The following is a 22,955-nucleotide window of genomic DNA, read 5'->3' as shown; positions in this document are numbered from 1 at the left end:
GGGGTCAGGAGGCGGTCAGCGCCGCGTACTCCTCGGCGCTCAGCAGGTCGTCCGGGAGGGCGTCGAAGGACGCCTTGATCAGCCAGCCCTCGCCGAAGGGGGCGGAGTTGACCAGCTCGGGGGCGTCGACGACGGCCTGGTTGACCTCGAGGACGGTGCCGTCGATCGGGGAGAACAGGTCGGAGACGGACTTGGTGGACTCGATCTCGCCCATCTCGGAGCCGGCGGAGATCTCGTCCCCGGCGGCGGGCAGGTCCACGTAGACGACGTCGCCGAGCTGTCCGGCGGCGAAGTCGGTCACGCCGATCACGGCGTGGCCGTCGGCGTCGAGGCGGACCCACTCGTGGTCCTTGCTGTAGCGGAGCTCGTCGGACATGACGGTGCCTTCCTGGTGCGGGAGCGGGTGCTCAGTGACGGGTGTAGAACGGCAGGGGGACGACGCGGACCGGGAGGTCCTTGCCACGCACGTCGACCACGAGGGCGGTGCCCTCGGCGGTGTGCTCGGGGTGGATGAGGGCCATCGCGATGGGGTGGCCGAGGGTCGGGGACAGCGCGCCGGAGGTGATCGCGCCGATCGTCTCGCCGCCGGTGGTGCGGACCTCGGCGCCGGCGCGGGCGGCGCGGCGGCCCTCGGCAGCGAGGCCCACCAGCACGGGCAGGCCCTCGGTGGGGGCGGACTCGACGCCGGCGCGGCCGACGAAGTCGCCCTTGGTGCGCAGGGCGACGACCTTCCCCAGCCCGGCCTGGACGGGGTAGAGGTCCCGGGAGAGCTCGTGGCCGTACAGCGGCATGCCCGCCTCCAGGCGCAGGGTGTCGCGGCAGGCGAGGCCGCAGGGCACCAGGCGCTCCCCGCCGACGGCGAGCAGCCGTCGGGCCAGGGACTCGGCACGGTCGGCGGGCAGGTACAGCTCGAAGCCGTCCTCCCCGGTGTAACCGGTGCGGGCCACCAGCAGCTCGGCCTCCTCGTAGGAGCCCTGCAGCACCCGGTAGTAGCCGAGCGCGGTGAGGTCCTCGGCTGCGACGCCCGCGATCGTGCCGCCCGCATCGGTGAGCAGGTCGCGCAGGATCGCCTCGGAGGCGGGGCCCTGCACGGCCAGCAGGGCGGTGTCCGCGGATTCGTCGGCGACCTCGACGTCGAAGCCGACGGCGCGGGCGGTCAGGGCCTCGCGGTCCACGGCGACGTTGGCGGCGTTGGCGACCACCAGGAAGTGGTCCTCGGCGAGGCGGTAGACGATGAGGTCGTCGAGCACGGTGCCCTGCTCGCTCAGCAGCAGCGTGTACTTGGCGCGGCCCACGGCGATCGCGGAGAGGCGACCGGCGAGCGCGTGGTCGAGGGAGTCCGCGGCCTGCGGGCCGCGCAGGTGGATCTCGCCCATGTGGCTGAGGTCGAACAGGCCGGCCGAGGAGCGCACGGCGGCGTGCTCGGCGAGGTCGGAGGCGTAGCGCACCGGCATCCGCCATCCGGCGAAGTCGGTGAAGGTGGCTCCCAGGGACTCGTGGAAGGCGTCGAGCTCGGTGCGGCGCGGCTCCGTCGCGGGCATGGGGCTCCTTCGGGGAGAGGGGCGTGGTGCGCCGACGTCGTCGGGGGCGCTCCCTCACTGTACCGCCCGGATCGTGGACACCGGACGCGGCGGGGCCGTCCGTGTGGGTCGACCCGGCGACGCCGGACGGGGAACCGGACAGAGCGGACAGGAGCGGCCGGGCGGGGCGGCGAGCGGTTCCCGGTGGGACGGCGGAGCGGGCGCCGGGCCGACCGAACGGCAGGACCGATGGTCCGGTCCGACCGGCTGCGGCTTGTACCGTGGAGGGGTGACGAGCGAAGGGACGACCCAGTGGCCGGTGCGCCTGACCAGCGCCCGCCTCGCGATCCGTGAGCCCGGCGACGCGGATCGGTCCACCATGATCCGGCTGATGACGGATCCCGTCACCCGTGAGTACCTCGGCGGCGCCGTGGACTACGCCTCCAGGCAGGCGCTGGAACTGTCCCCGCTCGGGCTGAGCTGGGGACGCTGGGTGCTGGCGCGCCGCGAGGACGACACCATGATCGGCTCGATCACGCTGGACTACGACCGCGGGGAGCTGGAGCTGTCCTACGCGCTGCTGCCCGAGTGCACCGGCCAGGGCTTCGCCGCGGAGGCCTGCCTGGCGGTGCTGGGCTGGGCTCAGGAGACCCTGGAGGACGGCCACGTCATCGCCGTCACCCAGACCCGCAACAAGCGCAGCGTGGTGCTGCTGCGCCGGCTCGGCTTCACCGTGCGCAAGGGGCTGGAGGAGTTCGGTACCCAGCAGCTGCTGATGGAGCGATCGCTGGCCGATCCGCTGCCCAGCCGGGACGGCCCGGTGCAGTCGCCCTCGGACCCGCCGCCGCCGCAGCAGACCTGACCGGCCCGCCGCGCGGGTCCGCCGCTCAGCCGCGGGAGACGGGGCAGCTCATGCAGCGCGGACCGCCGCGGCCGCGTCCCAGCTCGTCGCCCACCAGCTCCAGCACCTCCACGCCCTGCGAGCGCAGGTAGTCGTTGGTGGCGTGCGCCCGCTCGTAGGCGACGACCTTCCCGGGCGCCAGGGCCAGCACGTTGCAGCCGTCGTCCCACTGCTCCCGCGCCGCCGAGTAGGCGTCCAGCGGCGGGGTGAGCACGCGCAGGGCGTCCACGCCGAGGCCGCCGGCGAGCACCGTGTCCAGCTCCTCGGGGCCGCGGGCGCGGGAGACCAGGCGGCCCTCGTGACGTCGGATCTCGTAGGTCTCCAGCCCGCCCAGCGGCCCGTAGCGCAGCATCGACTCCTGGTCGACGACGGTGGTGACGGTGTCCAGGTGCATCATGGCGCGCTGGTGGGGCAGGGCGATCGCGATCACCCGGTCCACGGTGCCGTCCTCCAGCAGCCCGGCGGCGAGGTGCTCGACGCCGACGGCGCTGGTGCGCTCGGACAGGCCGACGGCCAGGGTGCGCGGGGACAGCATCATCACGTCACCGCCCTCGACGGTCGCGAGACTGCCCCGGCCCCGCGGCGGGGCGATCACCCGGCGGGGCGCACGGGACCCGGTGAACAGGGGGTGCTCGCGGTAGATCGCCTCCAGGTGGAGGCTCTCGCGACGACGGGCGGCGTGGCGCATGGGGCTCACCGAGACGCTGTCGCCGATCCAGGCGGAGGGGTCGCGGGTGAACAGGTGGTTGGGCAGGGGGTCCAGCACCAGCTCGTCGCCGCCGGCGAGCTGCAGGGCGATGGAGCGGGGCTCGAGGCCGAGGCCGCGCAGCTCGGAGACGGTGATGCCGGAGACCAGCACCTCCACCAGGGCGGCGGCGTCGAGCTGGGCGAGGGCCTGGCGCAGGTCCTGCGCGGCGATGTCGCCGAGGATCTCCGGGTGCAGGGTCTCCCCCAGCAGCTGCTCGCGCTGCTCGGGTATCTCCACCAGGTCGGTGAGCAGGTCCGTCAGGCGCAGCACCTGCACGCCCTCCCCCTCCATCAGGGCGATGAACTGCTCGTGCTGCTCGCAGGCGCGGTCGCGCCACAGCACCTCGTCGAACAGCAGCCGCTCCCGGGTGTCGGGGGTGAGGCGCTCGAGCTCCCGGCCGGGGGTGTGCACGAGCACCTGCCGCAGCGGGGAGATCTCGTCGGGCACCCCGAGCGGCGGGGCGGTGGTGGCGTCCATGGCGGATCTCCTCGCGGGTCGGTGCGCGCACGCTACCAGCAGGGTCGCCGAGAACCGGGGCATGTCCGGCCCCCGGGCGATCCGGGCGGGACGGGCGTGCGTGCATGCCGGCACAGGTCGGTACGGGCCAGCGGCGTGCCGGCCCGCGGGGCCGTCCCGTCACGGGGCGGGCGCACGGGTCTAGCCTGGAGGCATCCGCGCGACGTCGACCCGCACCCCAGGAGGCCCCATGTCCGCCCCGCAGCTGACCATCCCGCACACCGCCCTCGCCGACGGCACCCCCTTCCCGCTGATCGGCTTCGGCACCGTGAAGTTCCAGGGGCCCGACGGGGTGGAGAAGATCGCCGGCGCCATCGAGGACGGCTACCGCCTGCTGGACACCGCCGCGCAGTACGGCAACGAGGCGACCGTCGGCGAGGCCGTCCGGGTCAGCGGCGTGGACCCCTCCGAGCTGATCGTCACCACCAAGATCGCCGGCGGCGACCAGGGCCGCGAGGCCGCTCGGACCGGCCTGACCGAGTCGCTGCGCCGCCTGGGCCTGGAGAGCGCGGGCCTGGTGCTGATCCACTGGCCGAACCCCTCCCGGGGACTGGCGGTGGACACCTGGCGCACCCTGGTGGAGCTGAAGACGGAGGGCCTGGCCGCGCACATCGGCGTCTCCAACTTCCGGCCCGAGCAGATCGAGGAGCTGGTCGAGGCCACCGGTGTGTGGCCCGAGGTGAACCAGATCCAGCTCTCCCCCGCCCTGCCCCGGCAGTCGGCGCTGGCCTTCCACCGCGAGCACGGCATCGTCACCGAGGGCTGGGGTCCCCTCGGCGGCCGCGAGGGCCTCGCCTCCCAGTTCGCCCTGCAGAAGGTCGCGGAGAAGCACGGCGTCTCCCCCACCCAGATCTCCCTGAAGTGGGCGGTGGACCAGGACGTGGTGGTGATCCCCCGTTCCTCGGACCCGCAGCGGCGCCGCGACAACGCGACCCTGGACGCGATCACCCTGGATCAGGAGGACCTGGCGCTGCTGGGCTCCCTCGACCTCGGGGAGGACGCCGCCTGGGACTCCCGCGAGCACGAGGAGTGGTGAGCCCGATCCCCTCCGGCGCCTTCGTGCCCGGTCCCGGGCACGAGCGCATGGTGGTGCTCACCGGGGCCGGGCTCAGCGCGCGCACGGGCCTGGGCACCTTCCGCGGCCCCGAGGGGATCTGGGCGCTGCGCCCGGAGCTGGAGCGGGCGATGCACGCGAGCGCCCTGCCCGGCTCCCTGCCGGACCTGTGGAGCACCTGGGGCGGGATGATGTCCGTGGCCGTGGCGCACGGCCCCACCCCGGGGCACCGGGCGATCGCCCGCATGGGCGCCCCGGTCATCACCCAGAACATCGACGGCCTGCACCAATCGGCCGGCAGCGAGGTCGTCGCCGAGCTGCACGGCAGCGCCCTGCGGGCCGTGTGCATGAATCCGCGCTGCGACTGGAGGGCCCCCATCACCCCCGGGGACGGCGACCGCGCCGAGGACCACGGCGTGCCCGGGCACTGCCCCCGCTGCGGCGAGCCCACCCGACCCGACGTGGTGCTGTTCGAGGAGGCGCTGCCCGAGGAGGACCTGGAGCTGGGGATGCGACTGGCACGCGGCGCGGACCTGATGGTCGCCGTCGGCACCTCCGGGGTGGTCTTCCCCGCCGCGCAGCTGGTGCCACTGGCCAAGGAGCACGACGCCACGACGGTGCTGATCGACGTGGACCCGCCGCTGGACCCGCGGCTCCGGTCGATCTACGACCACGTGATCGCCGCGGACGCCCACGAGGTACTGCCCGCCTGGGAGCGCGCGGTCAACGGCGGCGGGGAGTCCTCGTTCCTGGACCCCTTCGGCGGCTGAGCCGGCGCCTCCGCTCGGACACGGGCCCTCAGATGTAGATCGCGGGGTCCATCTGCGGCTCCTCCGGATGGGCGGCGCCGCTGCGGATCGTCGCCGGCACCCCGACGGCGGTGGCCTGCGCGGGCACGTCCCGCACCACCACCGCGTTGGCGCCGATCTGGGCGCCCTCGCCGAGCACCACGGGGCCGATCACGCGGGCCCCGGCCCCGATCACCACGCCGTCCTCGACGGTCGGGTGACGCTTGGTGCGCTCCATCGAGCGGCCGCCCAGGGTGACCCCGTGGTAGAGCATCACGTCGTCCCCCACCTCGGCGGTCTCCCCGATCACGACGCCCATGCCGTGGTCGATGAAGAAGCGGCGGCCGATGGTGGCCCCGGGATGGATCTCCACCCCGGTCACCGAGCGGGCGCCCTGGGCGAGCACCACGGCGGGCGTGCGGACGCCGCGGCTCCACATCTCGTGGGCCACGCGATGCACCCAGATGGCGTGCAGGCCGGGCGAGGTCAGCGCCATCGTGAGGGCGTCGGTGGAGGCCGGGTCGCGACGTCGCGCCGCCGCGACATCCTCGCGGACGGTCGCGGCGGCGCTGCGCACCCGATCGGAGAGCCGGGAGAGCTGATTCACGGAGGAATCAGTCCATGTACTCGGCGTACAGCGGGGTGGAGAGGTACCGCTCGCCGAAGGACGGGATGATCACGACGATGGTCTTGCCGGCGAACTCCTCGCGGGAGCCGACGCGCACGGCGGCCTCGATGGCGGCGCCGGAGGAGATGCCCACCAGCAGGCCCTCGCTGCGGGCCACGGAGCGGGCGCGCTCCATCGCGGTCTCGGCGTCGATGTCGAAGACCTCGTCGTAGACCTCGCGGTCCAGGATCGAGGGCACGAAGTTCGCGCCGATGCCCTGGATCTTGTGGGGGCCGGGCTGGCCGCCGTTGAGGATGGCGGACTCCTCGGGCTCGACGGCGAAGACCTTGGCCTCGGGCTTGCGCTCCTTGAGCACCTCGCCGACGCCGGAGATGGTGCCGCCGGTGCCGATGCCGGCCACCAGCGCGTCGACCTCGCCCTCGGTGTCCGCCCAGATCTCCTCGGCTGTGGTGCGGCGGTGGATCTCCAGGTTGGCGGGGTTGTCGAACTGCTCGACCTGCACGGCGCCGGTCTCGGCGGCGATCTCCGCGGCCTTCTCGACGGCGCCCTTCATACCCTTGGGGGCCTCGGTCAGCACCAGCTCGGCGCCGAAGGCGCGCAGCAGGGCCCGCCGCTCCTTGGACATCGACTCGGGCATGGTGAGGATGACCTTGTAGCCGCGGGAGGAGCCGATCATCGCCAGCGCGATGCCGGTGTTGCCGCTGGTCGCCTCGACGATGGTGCCGCCGGGCTGGAGCTCGCCGGAGGCCTCGGCGGCGTCGATCATGGCCACGCCGATGCGGTCCTTGACGGAGTTGGCGGGGTTGTAGAACTCGAGCTTGGCCAGGACGGTGCCCTTCACGTCCTCGCCGAGGTGGTTGAGCTTGACCAGCGGGGTGCGACCGACGAGCTCGGAGACGTTCTCGTAGACGGGCATGGATCCTCCTCGGATCGTTCAGACGGCGGGTGTGCGGTGCCTGTCCGGTGCAGGGACCGCTCTGCAAAGTGACGCTTGGGCCGATCATAACCAAATGTGTCCGAGGGACTCCTGGGCGTCCGTCACACCCCGTCACGCGGGGCCCACCGGGGGACCCGGGCCGTTCCCGCGGACCGGACGGTTCGTCGGCTGCGTCCGTTTCGTGGGGCAGTCTTCCCGCGCGCGCGGGCGCGACGTACCGTGCCGCCATGACCTACGACCTCACCGAGTCCATCGCGCTCTCCGCCTCGCCCGAGCAGGTCTACGCCCTCGTCTCCGACGTGACCCGCACCGGGGAGTGGAGCGAGCAGACCGTGCGCGCCGACTGGGATTCCTCCGCCCGCGGCGTCGGGGCCACCTTCACGGGCCACAACCGCACCGCCGAGCGCGAGTGGAGCACCGTCTCCACCGTCGTCGTCGCCGAGGCGGGCCGCGAGTTCGTCTGGGAGGTCGGCGGCGGGCGGGCCGTCTGGGGCTACCGCATCGAGCCGCGCGGCGACGGCTCCCTGCTGACCCTGTTCACCAGCACCAGCGAGGTCACCGAGCAGTTCTTCGAGGGGACGTACGGCGAGGACGCGCACGACCAGCTCGCCCAGCGGCAGAACGCGGCTCGCGCCGGCATCCCCCGCACCCTCGCCCGGATCGCCGACATCCTCGGCTGAGCACCCGCTCCGACGGTACGACCCCTGAGCAGGCCCCGCATGCCCTGCACGACCGACACCATCCGCGAGAACTCCCTTCCGGCCACCACCGCCCCGCGCCGTCGCTGGATGTCGCGCCTCGCGGTGGCCGGACTCCTCGTCCTCGCGATCGTGGGGTCATGGGTGATCGGGGGCCGGTTGTCCCGGCGACCGGGCCGCCGGCCCGCTCGGTGACGGTCTCCAGTTTCGAGGCGCCGGCGGAGGTCACCTTCCCCCCGTGACGTCGACCTGTTCGTGATCTTCACCGATGTCGCCGAACGGGGATTCGTGACCCACACCCCGCAGGCGCTGCCCCCGCCGCGCTCCAGCTCGCGGCCGACGGATACCCCGAGCTGATGGACCTGCCCGCGGGCCGGGTCGGCGAGCACACCCTGATCCTGGCGATCGACCCCGCTTCCGGTCAGACCGCGGCCGTCGCCGGCGAGGGGCTCGGCCTCACGGTCGAGGACACGGAACGGTTCGCCGCCGCCATGACTCCGGAGGCATCGATGGCCTCGTGGTTCAGCGCCCCGACCGTCGGCGCCGAGCTCGCCGGGATGCTGATGCCCCCGCCCTGGCAACGCCCCGTGGTCCTGGTCCCGGTGGCGGCGGCCGTCCTGGTCATCGTCGGGATCCTGGTCATGCCTCCCCTCCGCCGGCGCACGGGACCGCGGAGGTGAGCACTCCGGGAGGGAATGGCGGCGCTGCGCGAGGACTGCGAGCGCGAGGAGGCCGCCGCCCCGGCCCTCCCCGTGGACTCCCCCGCCACCGCGGACCTGCTGTGGCGCCGCGGCGACGGGGAGTCGACCCGGCAGGCACGGCTCGATGCCGTCCGGAGACGCGCGCCCTCGCCCCACGGAGCAGGGTGGGGGCATGACGGCACGGTCCACCGCCCGACCCGCCCCGAGCTCGACGCCCCCGGACCTGGTCCTGCTGACCGGCGGCCCCCGCTTGGTCCTGCTCCTGGTGATCGCCGCGGTGACCGCGCTGACGACCGTGGTCCCGGTCCCCGCGCAGGCGATGCCGCCCCGCTCGGTGGAGGTGATCGACACCCTGGACGCGGTCGACGCCCCGGCCCTCACCGAGGAACTGGACGAGGTGGGCTTCCGCTCGGAGGTCGACCTGCGGGTGCTGGTCCTGGACGTCACCGCGCAGGGCCGCTCCACCTCCGACGACCGCGCCCTGAACGACGCCGTGCTGCTGTACGCCCGGGACTTCCGCCCCGACCTGCTCTCCGAGGACGGGGACCACTGGGCCGACGGCACCGTGATCCTGGCCCTGGTCCCCGGGAACCGGTTCCTGGGCACCTATGCCGGGGAGGACGTGAAGCTCACGGACGGCGGCTTCGAGGCCGCGCAGGAGGACATGCGCGAGGAGGCGCAGGACGGCGACTGGGAGGCGACGATCTTCGCCGGGGCCGCGGAGTACGCGGACCGACTGGACGGTCCCGCCTGGCAGCACCCGCTGGCGCTGCTGGTCATCATCGCCGCTCCGGCCGCCTAGATCATCGTGCTGGTCTCGCTGCTGGTCGCCCGCGGGCAGGCCCGCGCCCACGTGGACCGCGCCCGGGAGACCGTCACGGCGGTGCGCGGGGCGCGCGCCGCGACCGATCGCGCCGCCCGGGAGCTGGAGGAGGCAGCCCGTCGCCTCGACGAGCTGGACGACGTCGTGGTCGAGGCGCGGGACCTGCTGCTGCAGCGGGGCGACTGGCGCGCCCTGTGGGAGCGGGAGCTGGCGCCCTTCCGGGCGGGCTTCGAGGCTCTGCCGGATGCGCTCGAGCTCGACGTCGAAGCCACCGACGGCGAGCGCGAGGCCGCAGAGGAGCTGCGTCGCGTCGCCGGGGAGGTCGAGGACGAGCTGCCGGGCCTGACCGCGGACCTAAAGGCCCGGCGGATCACCCCGCAGGAGGCGCTGGACCGGCTGGATGCGCTCACGGAACGCCTGTCCACCGAGGCTCGACTGTGCCGGGACCTGGGCGTGGCCCGCCTCGCGGACGACGAGGAGGAGACGGAGCTGCTGCGCGGCGACGCCGACTTCACCGAGGCCCGGGAGTACGGCACCCTTCGCGAGGTCCGCCGCCGCGGACAGGCCTCCGATTCGGCGACGAGCAACGACGTGTGGCCCATCAGCCCGGTGCTGTGGCTCTCCGACTGGCGCACCTCGGCGCCTGACGAGCTCGCCGAGCACCGCGACCCGGGATCGGTCTCCGGCAGCACCGGCGGCTACTCCCCCGGCGTCGCGGGTGGCTTCTCCGGTGCGGGCAGCTCGGGTCGTTTCTGAGCGGCCCGCCTCTCGAACGGGGTCAGCGGGTCAGTAGACCATCCCCATCACCTCGCGCACGTGGGCGAGGGTCTCCTCGGCCACGGCGTCGGCGCGCTCATTGCCCGCGCGGAGCACGGAGAACAGGTAGCCGGGGTCCTGCTCCAGCTCGGCGCGACGGGTGCGGATCGGGGACAGGTGCTCGTTGAGCGCCTCGGCGGTCATCACCTTGAGGGTGCCGGCGCCCTTGTCGCCGATCTCCTCGGCGAGGGCCGCAGGATCCTGCCCGGTGCACAGGGACGCGATGGTCAGCAGGTTCGCGACCTCGGGCCGGTTCTCCGGGTCGTAGGTGATGTGCCGCTCGGCGTCGGTCTTGGCCTTCTTGATCTTCTTGGCGGTCTCCTCGGCGCTCATCCGCAGCATGACGGTGTTGCCGAGGGACTTGCTCATCTTCGCATTGCCGTCCAGGCCCAGGATGGTGGGGGCCTCGGAGAGCAGCGCGTCGGGCTCGGGGAAGTAGGCCTCCCCGCCCGCGTAGCGCTCGTTGAAGCGGCGCGCGATCACGCGGGTCTGCTCGATGTGGGGCAGCTGGTCCTTGCCGACGGGCACGAGGTTGCCGTGGCAGAAGAGGATGTCGGCGGCCTGGTGCACGGGGTAGGTGAGCATCAGCCCGCCCATCGCGGACTTCCCGGCGGCGGCCAGCTCGGCCTTCACCGTGGGGTTGCGCTCCAGCTCCGGCTGGGTGACCAGTGAGAGGAACGGCAGCATCAGCTGGTTCAGGGCGGGCACCGCCGAGTGGGTGAAAATCGTGGCGCGCTCGGGGTCGATGCCGACGGCGAGGTAGTCGGTGAGCAGCTCGCGCACGGAGCCCTGGATGTCGCCGAGGATCTCGCGGTCGGTGATCACCTGGTAGTCGGCGACGATCACCCAGGTCTCCACGCCGGCCTGCTGGAGACGGACGCGGTTGCGCAGGGAGCCGAAGTAGTGGCCGATGTGCAGCGCGCCGGTGGGACGGTCCCCGGTGAGCATGCGCAGGCCGCTGGGGTCGCTCTCGATCTTCTGCCAGATCGCGTCGCTGCGCCGCTGGGCGGCGTCGTAGCTGGAGGGGGCGATCTCGGGGGTCACATCGGCGACGGTATCGGTCATGCCCACCATGCTATCGGCGCCCGCGCCCCTCCGACGCAGGCCTCGCACAGCCCGGCACCGCGCCGGAGGCCGCCGGGGGCACGGTTTTCCTCGGCTCCATTCCACGGATGGAAGTCAGGCGGTGAATACCGTGCCGCGTGACGGCGCGGGGAAGGGAACCCCGGGACGCGGACCCGGGTCAGGCCTCGGGGGCGGAGCCGGTGGAGCCGCGGACGACGAGCTGGGGCCGCACCACCACCTCGGTGCGGGAGGGGCGACGGGACCCCTCGCCCCCGCTGAGCGCGGCGCGCACGGCCGCGCGAGCCAGGGCGGGCACAGCCTGGCGCATGGTGGTCAGCGGCGGGTTCGTCAGGGCCGACCAGAACACGTCGTCGTAGCCGACCACGGAGACGTCCCCCGGGATCGCCAGGCCCATCGCGCGCACGGCCTCCAGGGCGCCGGCGGCCATGACGTCGGACCCGCACATGATCGCGGTGGCGCCGCGGGCGACCAGGTCGCGGGCGGCCTCGTACCCCCCGGCGTAGGAGAAGTCGGTGTAGGAGACGGGGCGCTCCTCGCGGTCGCTGTCGGGGGAAGCCTCCTCGAAGACCCGCACCTTCTCGCGCACCGGCCAGGTGCGCTCGTCCCCCACGGCGAGGCCGATGCGGCGGTGGCCGAGGTCCTCGAGGTGCTGCAGGGTGGCGCGCACGGCGTGCTCGTCGTCGGTGGACAGGTAGGCGGCGCCCAGGTCCGGGCGCACGCCGTTGACCAGCACCAGGGGCCTCCCGGTATCGGTCACCTCGCGGTAGTGGTCGATGGGGCCCCCCTCCTGGGCGTGGTGCCCGGAGACGACGATGATGCCGTCCACCCCGATCGACAGGAAACGCTGCAAGATCTCTCGCTCGCGTTCAGCCGTGCGGGCACGCATGGCCACCAGGCAGTCGGCCCCGCGCTCGAAGAGCTCGGCCTCGATGCGCTCGGCCCAGGAGGTGAAGACCTGGTTGTCGAGGTCGGGCACCAGCACCCCGACCAGCGGCCCGGTGCGGGTGGCGGCGGTGCCGACCTCCCGCCCCAGCAGGCGGGCCGTCTCGATCACGGAACGTCTGGTGGCCTCGTTGACCCCGGATCGCCCGTTGAGCACCCGGGAGACCGTGGCCTCGCTCACACCGGCGGCCTTGGCGATGTCGATGAGTCGCGCCATCACACTCATCCTCCCCGGCCACGGGCGTCATCGTGCCGTGTCCGAATCGTGTCCTGCAAGTTCTTGCTCATTCTTGCACAGGACCGCGACAGGATCTATATTTTGTCCCAATCCGCACGGCCACCGACGGCCAGGTGCACCACGATTCGAAGGAGAAGACGTGCAGATCCGTCGCAAGAACTTCCTCGCCCTGAGCGGCATCGCCGCCACCACCGGTGTCCTCGCCGCCTGCGGCGGCAGCAGCGACTCCGGTTCCGACAGCTCCTCCGGCGGCTCGGACGCGGGCGGCTCCTCCGAGGGCGCGGCGCCCGAGCGCGCCGATGCCGACCTCGTGATCTGGACCGACGAGGTCAAGGCCGGCGCCCTCGAGGGCCCGGCGCAGGACTGGGCCGAGGCCAACAACCTCACCGTCGCGGTGCAGATCGTCGCCGACGACCTGCAGGGCAACTTCATCACCGCCAACCAGGCCGGCAACGGCCCCGACATGATCGTGGCCGCCCACGACTGGATCGGGAACCTGGTGCAGAACGGCGCCATCTCCCCGGTGCAGCTGCCCTCCGGCGCCTCCGACGCGATCGCCCCGGTCGGCCTCGAGGCCGTGACCTACGACGGTCAGACCTACGGCGCCCCCTACGCCGTGGAGACCCTGGTGCTCTACGCGAACAACGAGCTCACTGACGTGCCCGAGCCCTCCACCGTGGAGGAGCTCGTCGAGGCCGGCGAGGCCGGCGGCGCCGAGAACGTGCTGTCCCTGCCGGTCGGCGAGGAGGGCGACGCCTACCACATGCAGCCCTTCTACACCTCCGGCGGCGGCTACCTCTTCGGCGAGGACTCCGAGGGCAACCTCGACCCCTCCGACGTGGGCGTGGGCAAGGAGGGTTCGATCTCCGCGGCCGAGAAGATCGTGGAGCTCGGCGAGCAGGGCGTGCTGAAGACCTCCATCAGCAACGACAACGCGATCTCGCTGTTCACCGACGGCAACGCCGCCTACCTGATCTCGGGCCCCTGGGCACTGGCCGACATCCGCACCGCCGAGGTCGACTTCACCATGAGCCAGGTCCCCGGCTTCGAGGGCATGGACCCGGCGGTCCCCTTCGCTGGCGTCAACGCCTTCTTCGTCGCCTCCAGCGGCGCCAACCAGGCCTTCGCCCAGCAGTTCGCCACCGACGTGGTCTCCTCCCCCGACATCGCCGAGGCGATGTTCCCAGGCAACGAGCTGCCCCCGGTGAACCTCGAGCTGCAGGAGAAGCTCACGGGCGAGTACCCCGACGTTGTGCGCGTGGCCGAGTACGCCGAGGACGCCTCCCCGATGCCCGCGATTCCCGAGATGGCCGCCATCTGGGGCCCGCTCGGTCAGGCCGAGGCCAACCTGGTCGGCGGCGCGGACCCCGAATCGACCATGACCTCCGCCGGCGAGGAGATCACCAGCCAGATCGGCTGACCCTCCCTCCGTCACGGAGCGGGCAGCACGCCCGCTCCCCCGGATCCTCCGGACGGGGTGTGACATCACGGCGTCGCACCCCGTCCGACCGGCCTGTCCGGTCACCCCCGCCACCCCGTGAAAGGCACCGTCGCCATGTCCAGCCCCCTGCCGCCCGTGCACCGCGAGCGCAGCACCTCGATCCCCGCGGTCCTGGTGCGCATCATCGTCCTCGGCGCCGTCCTCGCCGTCACCGCCTTCACCGTGCCGCTGATGATCCAGCAGCAGCAGTGGATGTGGCTGGCCGTGATGGTCCTGGCCGCGATCGCGATCTTCGTCATCTACTCCACGAAGCGCTTCATCCCCGGGAAGTACCTCTTCCCCGGCACCTTCTTCCTCGCGGTCTTCCTGATCACCCCGATCATCCTCACGGTGGGCTACTCCTTCTCCAACTACGGCGACGGCACCCGCGGCACCAAGGAGCAGGCGGTGAACTCGATCATCGCCAACTCGGTGGTCCAGACCGACGACTCCACCTGGTACAACATGTCGGTCGCCACCCAGGGCGACCCCGTGGAGGGCCCCTTCACCCTGTTCCTGGTGGACCCCGCCACGGGCACCGTCTACTCCGGCGACGAGGAGACCGAGCTGGCCCCGGTGCCCGCCGCCGACGTCACCGTCGAGAACAACTACGTCACCGAGGCCTCCGGCTACACGATCCTCGAGTCGCGCGAGGTCAACGACGCCTACAACGCGCTGCAGGAGGTCGCCGTCCCCGTCGACGAGAACTCCGCGGTGCGGGTGCAGGGCGCCAATCAGGCCTACGTGGGCACCACCTTGCTGACCTACGACGAGGCCGCCGACACCATCACCGACACCCAGACGGGCGCGGTCTACACGGTCGGCACCGTGGGCGACTCCGAGTACTTCGTGAACGAGAACGGCGAGCGCGCTTTCAGCCAGTCCTGGCTGCAGAACGTGGGCTGGTCCAACTACCAGCGCCTGTTCACCGACTCCAACATCGCCGGCCAGTTCCTCGCCGCCTTCGCCTGGACCCTGGTCTTCGCCCTCGGCTCGGTGGCGCTGACCTTCGTGGTCGGCTTCGCCCTGGCGCTGATCCTCAACGACGAGCGGCTGAAGGGCCGCCGCCTGTACCGCTCGATCCTGCTGATGCCGTACGCGGTGCCGGGCTTCATCGCCCTGCTGGTGTGGTCGAACTTCTACAACCAGGACTTCGGCCTGATCAACACCACCCTCGGCATCAACGTGAACTGGCTGGGCGATCCGACGATGGCCAAGATCGCGGTGCTGCTGACGAACCTGTGGATGGGCTTCCCCTACATGTTCATCGTCACCACCGGCGCCCTGCAGGCGATCCCCGGTGACGTGATGGAGGCGGCTCGCATCGACGGCGCCAGCCGCTTCCAGACCACGGTGAAGGTGGTGACCCCGCTGCTGCTGGTGGCCGTGGCCCCCCTGCTGGTGGCGTCCTTCGCCTTCAACTTCAACAACTTCAACGCGATCGAGCTGCTCACCGAGGGCGGTCCGTTCCTGCCGGGCGAGTACACCCGCGGCGGCACCGACATCCTGATCTCGATGATCTACCGCATCGCCTTCGGCGGCTCGGGGGCCGACTTCGGCTTCGCCTCCGCCGTCTCCGTCGCCCTGTTCGCGCTGACCGGCGTGCTCGCGGCGATCCAGTTCCGGTTCACCAGCGTCCTCGAAGACGTCAACTGAGAGGCGGCCCGATCATGAGCACGCAGACTTCGCAGCAGACCTCCGTCACCGCGCAGCGGCGGATGCCCTTCGGCCGCTGGATGGCCGAGGTCGGGTGGCGCCACGTCGTCGGCATCCTCGCCGTCGCCTTCGCGGTGTTCCCCATCCTGTTCATCGTCTCCGCCTCGGTGAACCCGCTGGGCACCGTCTCCAGCTCCGGCCTGATCCCCAAGGCCTTCTCCCTGGTGCACTACGAGTCCCTGATCGCGGGCGATCGCGGGCCCTTCCTGCGCTGGTACGCGAACACGGTCATCGTGTGCGGCACCGTCGCGCTGGTGCAGGTGTTCCTCTCCACCCTGGCCGCCTACGCCTTCAGCCGCCTGCGATTCGCCGGTCGCCGCATCGGCCTGCTCTCTCTGCTGCTGGTGATGATGTTCCCGGCGTTCCTGGCGATGATCGCGATCTACTCGATGGCCTCCGGGCTGGGCGAGGCGATCCCCTTCCTGGGTCTGGACTCCCTGCCGGGCTACATCATCGTGCTGCTGGGCGGCTCGCTCGGCCAGGTGTGGCTGATCAAGGGCTTCTTCGACACCGTGCCCAAGGAGCTGGACGAGGCCGCCATCATCGACGGCTGCTCCCACTGGCAGGTGTTCACCAAGATCCTGCTGCCCACCCTCACCCCGATCCTGGCCACCACCATCCTGCTGGCCCTGGTGGGTGTGCTCTCCGAGTTCCTGCTGGGCTCGATCTTCCTGACCAGCAACGACACCAAGACCCTGGCCGTGGGCCTGTACGGGATGCTCGAGGGCGACCGCTCCAACAACCTGGGCGTCTTCGCCGCCGGCTCGGTGATGATCATGGTGCCGGTGATCATCCTGTACCAGTTCCTGCAGCGCTACATCGTCGGCGGCTCCACCGCCGGCGCCGTGAAGGGCTGAACGGACCCTCCCGATGAGCGATCTCCCCTCCCCCGCCCCGCAGCCGGTCGATCCCGCGATCGAGCCCAGCGGAGTGCCCCTGACCGAGCAGCCCCACCACGACTCCGGCCCGTCCTTCGTGCCGGGTCCGCGGGCGGGCCTCGGCCAGGAGGCCACGCTGCGGGTCTGGGTGCCCGCCGCCTATCCGGCGCGCACCCTGGCCCTGCGGTCCGTGGTGGACGGGGAGATCCTCACCGGGGACCTCACCCCGCGTCCCGCCTCCGACGGCACCGGCACCTGGTGGGAAGCGACCCTGACCGTCGCGAACCCGGTCGTGCCCTACCGCGTCGCCGTGCTCGCCGAGCCCGGTGCCCGCACCGCCTCCGGCGCCCCGGTCCCCACCTACGCCTGGCTCACCGCCGCCGGCCTGGTGCCCTGGGACGTCTCCGACGCCACCGACTTCCGCCTGGTCGCGCACGAGCCGGCCCCGGACTGGGTGGACGACGCGATCGTTTACCAGGTCTTCCCCGACCGCTTCGCCCGCAGCTCCCGCATCCCCGAGGACGCCGAGGGCCGCCCCGTCCCGGAGGACCTGCCCGCCTGGGCCATGCCGATGCGCTGGGACGAGGAGCCCGCCGTGCGCGGCGACCTCACCGGCGCCCAGTACTACGGCGGCGACCTCGACGGGATCATCGAGCGGCTGGACCACATCGCCTCCCTCGGTGCGGACACCGTCTACCTCACCCCGATCTTCCCCGCCGGCTCCGTGCACCGCTACGACGCCTCCACCTTCGAGGCGGTCGATCCGCTGCTCGGCGGCGAGGAGGCCCTCGTGCGGCTCTCGGAGGCGCTGCACGCCCGCGGCATGCGCCTGGTGCTGGACCTGACCACCAACCACACCGGGGACACCCACGAGTGGTTCCGCGCCGCCCAGGCCGATGCCGGGAGCGAGGAGGCCGGGTACTACCTGTTCACCGAGCACCCGGACCGCTACGTGAGCTGGCTGGACGTGCCGAGTCTGCCCAAGCTCGACCAGCGCAGCGCCGCCCTGCGTGCCCGCCTCACCCGCGGCGAGGGCTCCGTGACCGCGCGATTCCTCGACGAGCCCGTGCTCGCCGACGGCTGGCGCATCGACGTGGCCAACATGACCGGCCGCCACGGCGCCGTGGACCTCACCCGCGAGGTGGCCCGCGAGATGCGCGGCACCCTGCGCCGGGTCCGCGCCCGCACCGGCCGGGACACCTGGCTGGTCGCCGAGCACGGCCACGACGCCACCGGGGACCTGGACGGCGACGGCTGGCACGGCACCATGAACTACACCGGCTTCACCCGGCCCCTGTGGGCCTGGCTGGCCGAGCCCGGCAGCGCCCTGAACTGGCTGGGACTGCCCATGACGACGCCGCGGCTGCCCGGCGGCGCCGTCTCCCGCAGCCTGCGCGACTACAACGCGCAGATGCCCTGGCCCTCCCGCCTGCACTCCCAGAACCAGCTCTCCAGCCATGACACGCCCCGCACCCGCACCGTGGTCGGCGAGCGCGGCCGCCAGCTCACCGCTGTCGCCGCCCTGGCGGCCCTTCCCGGGGTGCCCACCGTCTTCGCCGGGGACGAGCTCGGCGCCGAGGGCCTCACCGGGGAGCACGCCCGCACCCCGATGCCTTGGGCCGCCATCGACGCCCTCGCCGAGCAGGCGGGCGATCCCGGGGACGCCGATCTTGCCGTCGATGCCGAGGTGCTGGAGGCCACCCGCACCCTGCTGGGCCTGCGCCGCGAGCACCCGGCCCTGCGCCGCGGCGGCCTGCGCTGGCTGCACACCGGGGAAGACGCCCTGGTGCTCGTGCGCACCCACCCGGACGGCGACATCATCGTGCACCTGGCCCGGGACGCCCACGATCCCGTCACCCTGGACCTGCGGTCCCTGCCCGGCGTGACCGGTGCCCATCCCCTGGTGGCCGTCGGCGGCGCCACCGCCGCCGCGGACGGACCGCTGCTGCGCCTGCAGGCCACCGCGGCCGGCGCCACCGTGCTGGCTGCTGAGCCGACCACGGAACCGGCCTCTGTCTGATACCCCACGAATCGTCCGGGCCGGCACTCCCCGTCGGCCCGGCGCCCCGCACCGCCCCCATCGGAAGGACACCATGACCACCACCGCCTCGCCCGCCCCCGCGACCGCGCAGCCCGAGGCCGGCGCCCCCGAATGGTGGCGCGACGCCGTGGTCTACCAGGTGTATCCCCGCTCCTTCGCCGATGCGGACGGCGACGGCATGGGCGACCTGCCCGGCGTCACCTCCCGCCTGCCCTACCTGCGCGAGCTCGGCGTGGACGCCCTGTGGCTCTCGCCCTTCTACACCTCCCCGCAGCACGACGCCGGCTACGACGTCGCCGACTACACCGACGTCGACCCCCGCTTCGGCTCCCGCTCCGACGCCGACGAGCTGATCGCCCGCGCCCACGAGCAGGGCCTCAAGGTCATCGTCGACATCGTCCCCAACCACTCCTCCAGCGAGCACGAGCTGTTCCAGGCCGCGCTGGCCGCCGGCCCCGGCTCCCCCGAGCGGGACATGTACATCTTCCGCGACGGGCGCGGCGAGCACGGCGAGCTGCCCCCGAACAACTGGACCTCGATCTTCCACGGCGCCGCCTGGACCCGCATCACCGAGGCCGACGGCACCCCCGGCCAGTGGTACCTGCACATCTTCGACACCACCCAGCCCGACTGGAACTGGGAGAACCCGGCCGTGCACGCCCTGTTCCGCGATGTGCTGCGCTTCTGGCTGGACCGCGGCGCCGACGGCTTCCGAGTGGACGTCGCCCACGGCATGGTGAAGCCCGAGGGCCTGCCGGACGCGACCGTGAACGCCCACGGCCTGATCGACATCCCCGAGGGTGAGGTGCCGATCTACTTCGACAACGACGGCGTGCTGGACATCTACCGCGAGTGGCGGCCGATCCTGGACGCCTACGAGGGCGACCGGATGATGGTGCTGGAGGCCTGGATCCCCGAGCACCGCCTGCCGCTGTACATCGGCCGCGAGGAGGCGCACCAGTCCTTCAACTTCGGCTTCCTGCAGGCCCGCTGGGGCGTGGAGACGATGCGCGCCGCCATCGAGAAGCCGCTGGAGCTGGCCGATGCCGTGGACGCCCCCACCACCTGGGTGCTCTCCAACCACGACGTGATCCGCCACGCCACCCGCTACGGCTTCGCCCCCGACTACGCCTTCGGGGAAGGCCTGGGCCGCGACGAGCACCCCGAGGCCGAGCTCGGCCTGCAGCGCGCCCGCGCCGCCAGCCTGCTGATGCTCTCCCTGCCCGGTGCGGCCTACCTCTACCAGGGCGAGGAGCTGGGCCTGCCCGAGGTGGCCGACATCCCCGACGAGCTGCGCGAGGACCCCGCCCACCACCGCGGCGGCGTGCCCGGCCGCGACGGCTGCCGGGTGCCGATCCCCTGGCAGCAGGACGCCCCGGCCTACGGCTTCTCCCCCAGCGGCGAGAGCTGGCTGCCGCAGCCGGAGGCCTTCGGCCCCCTGGCCGTGGACGCCCAGGACGGCGTGCCCGGCTCCACCCTGGAGATGTACCGCCGCGCCCTGTACCTGCGCCGCGAGCTGGGCCTGGGCCGGCACGACGCGGCCGTCGAGTTCCTCGACGGCCTGCCCGAGGGCGTGCTCGGTGTGCGCCGCGGCAAGGTCGTGGTGCTGGTGAACACCACCGAGCAGAGCCTGCCGCTGCCCACCGCCGGCGGCCTGGCCGACGCCGAGGTACTCATCGCCTCGGGCGCGCAGGAGGCGGGCGCCATCGCCCCCGACGCAACCCTCTGGCTGCGCACCGCCTGAGCCCCGCCCGCGCGGTGAGGCGCACGCCACGCCGCGCTGACCTGCACGGCACCCGGTATGCCCGGGTGCCGTGCGCCTCCCGGGCGCGGACAGCCGGCCTCGTTAGGATCACCCCCATGCGAAACGGCTCCACACCGGTCGATCCCGGGTTCGACGTCGTCGTGCTCGGGGCCGGCCTGAACTCCCTGAACCTGACGATCGCCTTCCATCAGCAGTACGGCATGCGCGCCACTACGGTGGTGCGCACCCCCGTCGCGATGAACGAGCACACCGTCACCAGCGACCTCGAGGTGGTCGGGGCCGGGGCCAGCGACGAGGACGTGCGCGACCGCCTGCTGGAGCTGGCCGCGCGCCGCCCCGCGGGACGACCCGCACTGCTCCTGACCAACGCCGACTCGCTGATCGACTTCATCGACCGCTTCCGGGCGGAGCTGGAGAAGCACTACCTGCTGGCGCAGGTGGACGGCGCCCTGCTGGCCCGCCTGGCCGACAAGGCCGAGTTCGCGGAGATCTGCGAGGGCCTCGGCATCGGCACCGTGCCCACCGTCATCGTCGACTTCTCCCGCGCGCAGGAGCCCGACTGGAACGGCACCGCGGAGCTGCCCTGGTCCTATCCCGTCGTCGGCAAGGCCGCCAACACCGCCGAGTACCACCATGTGTCCTTCCCCGGGAAGAAGAAGGTGTTCTTCCTGGAGTCGGCCGCCGAGCAGCAGGACCTGGTGCGGCGCCTGCGGGCCTCCGGCTTCACCGGCCGCTTCCTGTTCCAGGAGCTGATACCGGGCGACGACACCGCCCAGCGCTCCATCACCGCCTACCGCTCCTCCCGCGGCAGCGTCACCCTGCTGTGCGCCGCGCAGGTGCTGCTCGGGGAGCACACCCCCGACGCCCTGGGACGGCCGGCCGCGATGATCACCGGCAGCCACCCGGAGCTGCTGGACGCCGCCGAGCGCTTCCTGGACGCCGTGGACTACGTGGGCTTCGCGAACTTCGACGTGAAGGTCGACCCGCGCACCGGTGCCGAGTGCTTCTTCGAGATCAACCCGCGCATCGGCCGCAACAACTACTACGTCACCGCGACCGGCGAGTCCGTGGCCCGCCACGTGGTGGAGGACCGCGTCCACGGCCGCGAGATTCCGCCGGTGCGGGTCTCCGAGCAGGTGCTGTACTCGATCCTGCCGCTGCGCCTGGTGCTGTCCTACCTGCGGGACCCGGCGCTGAAGCGGCGGGTGCGCACGGTAGCCCGCACCCGCCTGCGCAACCCCTTCCGCTACGGTCCCGAGGGCTGGTGGATGCGCGGCTACGCGACGGTCTCCGGCCTGAACTTCGTGCGCAAGTACCGCAAGGTCTACCCGCGCCCCACCGACACCGGCTTCTGAGCGGCCCCGTCCCTCCCCCGATCACCGGACCCGCACGGGTCCCCCGAAAGGACCCCGTCCCGATGAGCACCCCCGCCCCGCACACCTCCGACGAGGGGATCGACCTGGTCCTGCTCGGCGGCGACATCGGCGTCTACGCCCTGGCCCGCGCATTCCATGAGCAGTACGGCACGCTCGCCACCGTCGTCACCCGCTCCGTCTCCGGGCCGGTGGCCGACTCGAGGATCCTGCGCACCGTGGAGCTCGGCGCCGACGCCGACGAGGCCGCGATGGTCGAGGCCCTGCTGGAGGTCGGCGGGCAGCGCCGCGCCGCCGGGGTGCGACCGATCCTGCTGGCCAACGCCGACTTCCTGGTGGTTCTCATCGCGAGCAACCGCGATCGGCTGGGCCAGGTGTTCCACCTGCCGGTGCTCGCCGACAACGTGCTCGAGGCGGTGGCCGACAAGGCGACCTTCGCCGAGGTCTGCGCGGGCATCGAGGTGCCCACCCCCGGCACCGTGGTGCTGGACTTCGCCGACGGCATCAAGCCGCGCGTGCCCACCCTGGAATGGGATTTCCCGGTGGTCGCGAAGGCCTCCCGCTCCTCCGCGTACTCGCAGGTGAGCTTCGAGGGCAAGCGCAAGGTCTTCGAGATCCGCTCCCGCGCCGAGCTGCAGGACCTGGTCGACCGGCTCCACGGCGCGGGCTTCACCGACCGCTTCGTGGTGCAGGAGATGATCCCCGGCGACGACACCTGCATGCTCTCGGTGACCGCCTACGTCGACTCCGACGGCGAGGTGACCCTGCTGGGCGGGGCGCACGTTCTGCTGGAGGAGCACACCCCGGGAGCGCTCGGCAACCCGGCCGCCATGTTCACCACGGACCTGGGGCCGGTGCTGGAGGCCTCGGTGCGCTTCCTCGAGGCCACCGGCTATCGCGGCTTCGCGAACTTCGACGTGAAGGTCGACCCGCGCGATGGCGTCGCCAAGTTCTTCGAGGTGAACCCTCGGATCGGCCGCAACAACTACTACATGACCGCCGCCGGCACCAACGTGGCGGTCCCCGTCGTGGCCGACATGGTCCAGGGGCGCCGGATCGAGCGGATGGTGCCGCGCGCGGAGATCCTCTACTCGATCCTGCCCTGGGCGCTGCTGCGCCGCTACCTCACCGACCCCTCGCTGCGGGCGCGGGTGCGGGCGATCGGGAAGCGCCGCACCGTGCACCCCCTGGCCTACCCGGTGGAGGGCTGGCGCCGCCGCGGCTACGTTGCCGTCGCCAAGGCCAACCAGGTCAAGAAGTTCCTGCAGCACTACCCGAAGCCCTCGGTCGACGGCTTCTGAGCCGC

At 72.4% G+C, this 22,955-nt stretch carries 21 protein-coding genes; 14 read left to right on the top strand and 7 right to left on the bottom strand.

The genetic code is table 11. The features are described 5' to 3' along the window. Positions 1–4 precede the first annotated feature (4 nt). A complete protein-coding gene (gcvH, locus tag OM98_RS08605; RefSeq protein ID WP_010534213.1) occupies positions 5–376 on the bottom strand; it encodes a glycine cleavage system protein GcvH in 372 nt (123 codons plus the stop codon). 31 nt (positions 377–407) lie between these two features. Then, complete coding sequence (gene gcvT / locus OM98_RS08600; RefSeq protein WP_010534212.1) at positions 408–1,541, bottom strand: glycine cleavage system aminomethyltransferase GcvT; 1,134 nt, start codon at positions 1,539–1,541, stop codon at positions 408–410. 268 nt (positions 1,542–1,809) lie between these two features. Here gcvT and OM98_RS15235 point away from each other — a divergent pair, with 268 nt between their 5' ends. After that, positions 1,810–2,382, top strand: coding sequence for a GNAT family N-acetyltransferase (locus tag OM98_RS15235; protein ID WP_033195114.1), 573 nt, complete (start codon positions 1,810–1,812; stop codon positions 2,380–2,382). 25 nt (positions 2,383–2,407) lie between these two features. On the opposite strand, the gene OM98_RS08590 is transcribed toward OM98_RS15235, so the two are convergent. Further along, positions 2,408–3,646, bottom strand: coding sequence for an arginine deiminase (locus OM98_RS08590; protein WP_010534210.1), 1,239 nt, complete (start codon positions 3,644–3,646; stop codon positions 2,408–2,410). Positions 3,647–3,875: 229 nt separating this feature from the next. Between OM98_RS08590 and OM98_RS08585 the strand changes: the two genes are divergently transcribed. Then, positions 3,876–4,721, top strand: a complete 846-nt coding sequence (locus OM98_RS08585; protein WP_010534209.1) for an aldo/keto reductase — start codon at positions 3,876–3,878, stop codon at positions 4,719–4,721. Beyond that, positions 4,718–5,509 (top strand): SIR2 family NAD-dependent protein deacylase, encoded by a 792-nt coding sequence (locus tag OM98_RS08580; protein WP_010534208.1) that lies wholly within the window; start codon positions 4,718–4,720, stop codon positions 5,507–5,509. The genes OM98_RS08585 and OM98_RS08580 overlap by 4 nt, the downstream gene beginning before the upstream one ends. Positions 5,510–5,537: 28 nt before the next feature. Here the strand turns inward: OM98_RS08580 and epsC are convergent, their stop codons facing one another. Together epsC and cysK are read right to left on the bottom strand one after the other, a co-directional pair. Further along, on the bottom strand, positions 5,538–6,134 hold the full coding sequence (gene epsC / locus OM98_RS08575) for a serine O-acetyltransferase EpsC (RefSeq protein WP_010534207.1): 597 nt from the start codon (positions 6,132–6,134) through the stop codon (positions 5,538–5,540). 7 nt (positions 6,135–6,141) lie between these two features. Continuing rightward, positions 6,142–7,071 carry a cysteine synthase A gene (gene cysK / locus OM98_RS08570; protein ID WP_010534206.1) on the bottom strand — a complete coding sequence of 310 codons (930 nt, stop codon included), beginning with the start codon at positions 7,069–7,071 and terminating at the stop codon, positions 6,142–6,144. A gap of 248 nt (positions 7,072–7,319) precedes the next feature. Here cysK and OM98_RS08565 point away from each other — a divergent pair, with 248 nt between their 5' ends. The 4 genes from OM98_RS08565 (at position 7,320) to OM98_RS08550 (ending at position 10,070) form a co-directional block, all read left to right on the top strand. Beyond that, a complete protein-coding gene (locus OM98_RS08565) occupies positions 7,320–7,772 on the top strand; it encodes an SRPBCC family protein (protein ID WP_010534205.1) in 453 nt (150 codons plus the stop codon). Positions 7,773–8,146: 374 nt separating this feature from the next. Next, positions 8,147–8,470, top strand: coding sequence for a hypothetical protein (locus tag OM98_RS08560; protein WP_010534204.1), 324 nt, complete (start codon positions 8,147–8,149; stop codon positions 8,468–8,470). A gap of 193 nt (positions 8,471–8,663) precedes the next feature. Continuing rightward, on the top strand, positions 8,664–9,293 hold the full coding sequence (locus OM98_RS08555; RefSeq protein WP_029362782.1) for a DUF5129 domain-containing protein: 630 nt from the start codon (positions 8,664–8,666) through the stop codon (positions 9,291–9,293). A 6-nt stretch (positions 9,294–9,299) separates the two neighbouring features. Continuing rightward, entirely contained in the window at positions 9,300–10,070 is a 771-nt protein-coding gene (locus OM98_RS08550) for a DUF5129 domain-containing protein (RefSeq protein ID WP_029362781.1), read from the top strand. A 30-nt stretch (positions 10,071–10,100) separates the two neighbouring features. On the opposite strand, the gene trpS is transcribed toward OM98_RS08550, so the two are convergent. Beyond that, positions 10,101–11,195, bottom strand: coding sequence for a tryptophan--tRNA ligase (gene trpS, locus OM98_RS08545; protein WP_010534203.1), 1,095 nt, complete (start codon positions 11,193–11,195; stop codon positions 10,101–10,103). 178 nt (positions 11,196–11,373) lie between these two features. Then, positions 11,374–12,375, bottom strand: a complete 1,002-nt coding sequence (locus OM98_RS08540; RefSeq protein ID WP_010534202.1) for a LacI family DNA-binding transcriptional regulator — start codon at positions 12,373–12,375, stop codon at positions 11,374–11,376. A 160-nt stretch (positions 12,376–12,535) separates the two neighbouring features. Here OM98_RS08540 and OM98_RS08535 point away from each other — a divergent pair, with 160 nt between their 5' ends. From OM98_RS08535 to OM98_RS15865, 7 genes are all read left to right on the top strand, one after another. Next, positions 12,536–13,816 (top strand): sugar ABC transporter substrate-binding protein, encoded by a 1,281-nt coding sequence (locus OM98_RS08535; RefSeq protein WP_010534201.1) that lies wholly within the window; start codon positions 12,536–12,538, stop codon positions 13,814–13,816. Positions 13,817–13,951: 135 nt separating this feature from the next. Next, entirely contained in the window at positions 13,952–15,532 is a 1,581-nt protein-coding gene (locus OM98_RS08530) for an ABC transporter permease subunit (RefSeq protein ID WP_010534200.1), read from the top strand. A 14-nt stretch (positions 15,533–15,546) separates the two neighbouring features. Then, positions 15,547–16,449, top strand: coding sequence for a sugar ABC transporter permease (locus tag OM98_RS08525; RefSeq protein ID WP_010534199.1), 903 nt, complete (start codon positions 15,547–15,549; stop codon positions 16,447–16,449). Between the two features lie 13 nt (positions 16,450–16,462). Next, on the top strand, positions 16,463–18,490 hold the full coding sequence (locus tag OM98_RS08520; protein ID WP_010534198.1) for a glycoside hydrolase family 13 protein: 2,028 nt from the start codon (positions 16,463–16,465) through the stop codon (positions 18,488–18,490). Between the two features lie 73 nt (positions 18,491–18,563). After that, positions 18,564–20,255, top strand: coding sequence for a glycoside hydrolase family 13 protein (locus tag OM98_RS08515; protein ID WP_010534197.1), 1,692 nt, complete (start codon positions 18,564–18,566; stop codon positions 20,253–20,255). A 116-nt stretch (positions 20,256–20,371) separates the two neighbouring features. Beyond that, positions 20,372–21,631: a carboxylate--amine ligase gene (locus OM98_RS08510; protein WP_010534196.1), complete on the top strand. Its 1,260-nt coding sequence runs from the start codon at positions 20,372–20,374 to the stop codon at positions 21,629–21,631. A 62-nt stretch (positions 21,632–21,693) separates the two neighbouring features. Beyond that, entirely contained in the window at positions 21,694–22,950 is a 1,257-nt protein-coding gene (locus OM98_RS15865) for a carboxylate--amine ligase (protein ID WP_010534195.1), read from the top strand. The last annotated feature ends 5 nt before the right edge of the window (positions 22,951–22,955 follow it).

It is taken from the genome of Brachybacterium squillarum M-6-3 (genome assembly GCF_000225825.1).
Lineage (GTDB): Bacteria > Actinomycetota > Actinomycetes > Actinomycetales > Dermabacteraceae > Brachybacterium > Brachybacterium squillarum.
Note: the sequence above shows the minus strand (reverse complement) of the source record. Positions and strands in the feature narration are given on the sequence as shown.

Bases quoted from the DNA above. Each gene is read 5' to 3' on its own strand.
- gcvH (WP_010534213.1), bottom strand. From the start codon at position 376: ATGTCCGACGAGCTCCGCTACAGCAAGGACCACGAGTGGGTCCGCCTC.
- gcvT (WP_010534212.1), bottom strand. From the start codon at position 1,541: ATGCCCGCGACGGAGCCGCGCCGCACCGAGCTCGACGCCTTCCACGAG.
- OM98_RS08590 (WP_010534210.1), bottom strand. From the start codon at position 3,646: ATGGACGCCACCACCGCCCCGCCGCTCGGGGTGCCCGACGAGATCTCC.
- OM98_RS08585 (WP_010534209.1), top strand. From the start codon at position 3,876: ATGTCCGCCCCGCAGCTGACCATCCCGCACACCGCCCTCGCCGACGGC.
- cysK (WP_010534206.1), bottom strand. From the start codon at position 7,071: ATGCCCGTCTACGAGAACGTCTCCGAGCTCGTCGGTCGCACCCCGCTG.
- OM98_RS08565 (WP_010534205.1), top strand. From the start codon at position 7,320: ATGACCTACGACCTCACCGAGTCCATCGCGCTCTCCGCCTCGCCCGAG.
- OM98_RS08560 (WP_010534204.1), top strand. From the start codon at position 8,147: ATGGACCTGCCCGCGGGCCGGGTCGGCGAGCACACCCTGATCCTGGCG.
- OM98_RS08555 (WP_029362782.1), top strand. From the start codon at position 8,664: ATGACGGCACGGTCCACCGCCCGACCCGCCCCGAGCTCGACGCCCCCG.
- trpS (WP_010534203.1), bottom strand. From the start codon at position 11,195: ATGACCGATACCGTCGCCGATGTGACCCCCGAGATCGCCCCCTCCAGC.
- OM98_RS08540 (WP_010534202.1), bottom strand. From the start codon at position 12,375: ATGGCGCGACTCATCGACATCGCCAAGGCCGCCGGTGTGAGCGAGGCC.
- OM98_RS08530 (WP_010534200.1), top strand. From the start codon at position 13,952: ATGTCCAGCCCCCTGCCGCCCGTGCACCGCGAGCGCAGCACCTCGATC.
- OM98_RS08525 (WP_010534199.1), top strand. From the start codon at position 15,547: ATGAGCACGCAGACTTCGCAGCAGACCTCCGTCACCGCGCAGCGGCGG.
- OM98_RS08520 (WP_010534198.1), top strand. From the start codon at position 16,463: ATGAGCGATCTCCCCTCCCCCGCCCCGCAGCCGGTCGATCCCGCGATC.
- OM98_RS08515 (WP_010534197.1), top strand. From the start codon at position 18,564: ATGACCACCACCGCCTCGCCCGCCCCCGCGACCGCGCAGCCCGAGGCC.
- OM98_RS08510 (WP_010534196.1), top strand. From the start codon at position 20,372: ATGCGAAACGGCTCCACACCGGTCGATCCCGGGTTCGACGTCGTCGTG.
- OM98_RS15865 (WP_010534195.1), top strand. From the start codon at position 21,694: ATGAGCACCCCCGCCCCGCACACCTCCGACGAGGGGATCGACCTGGTC.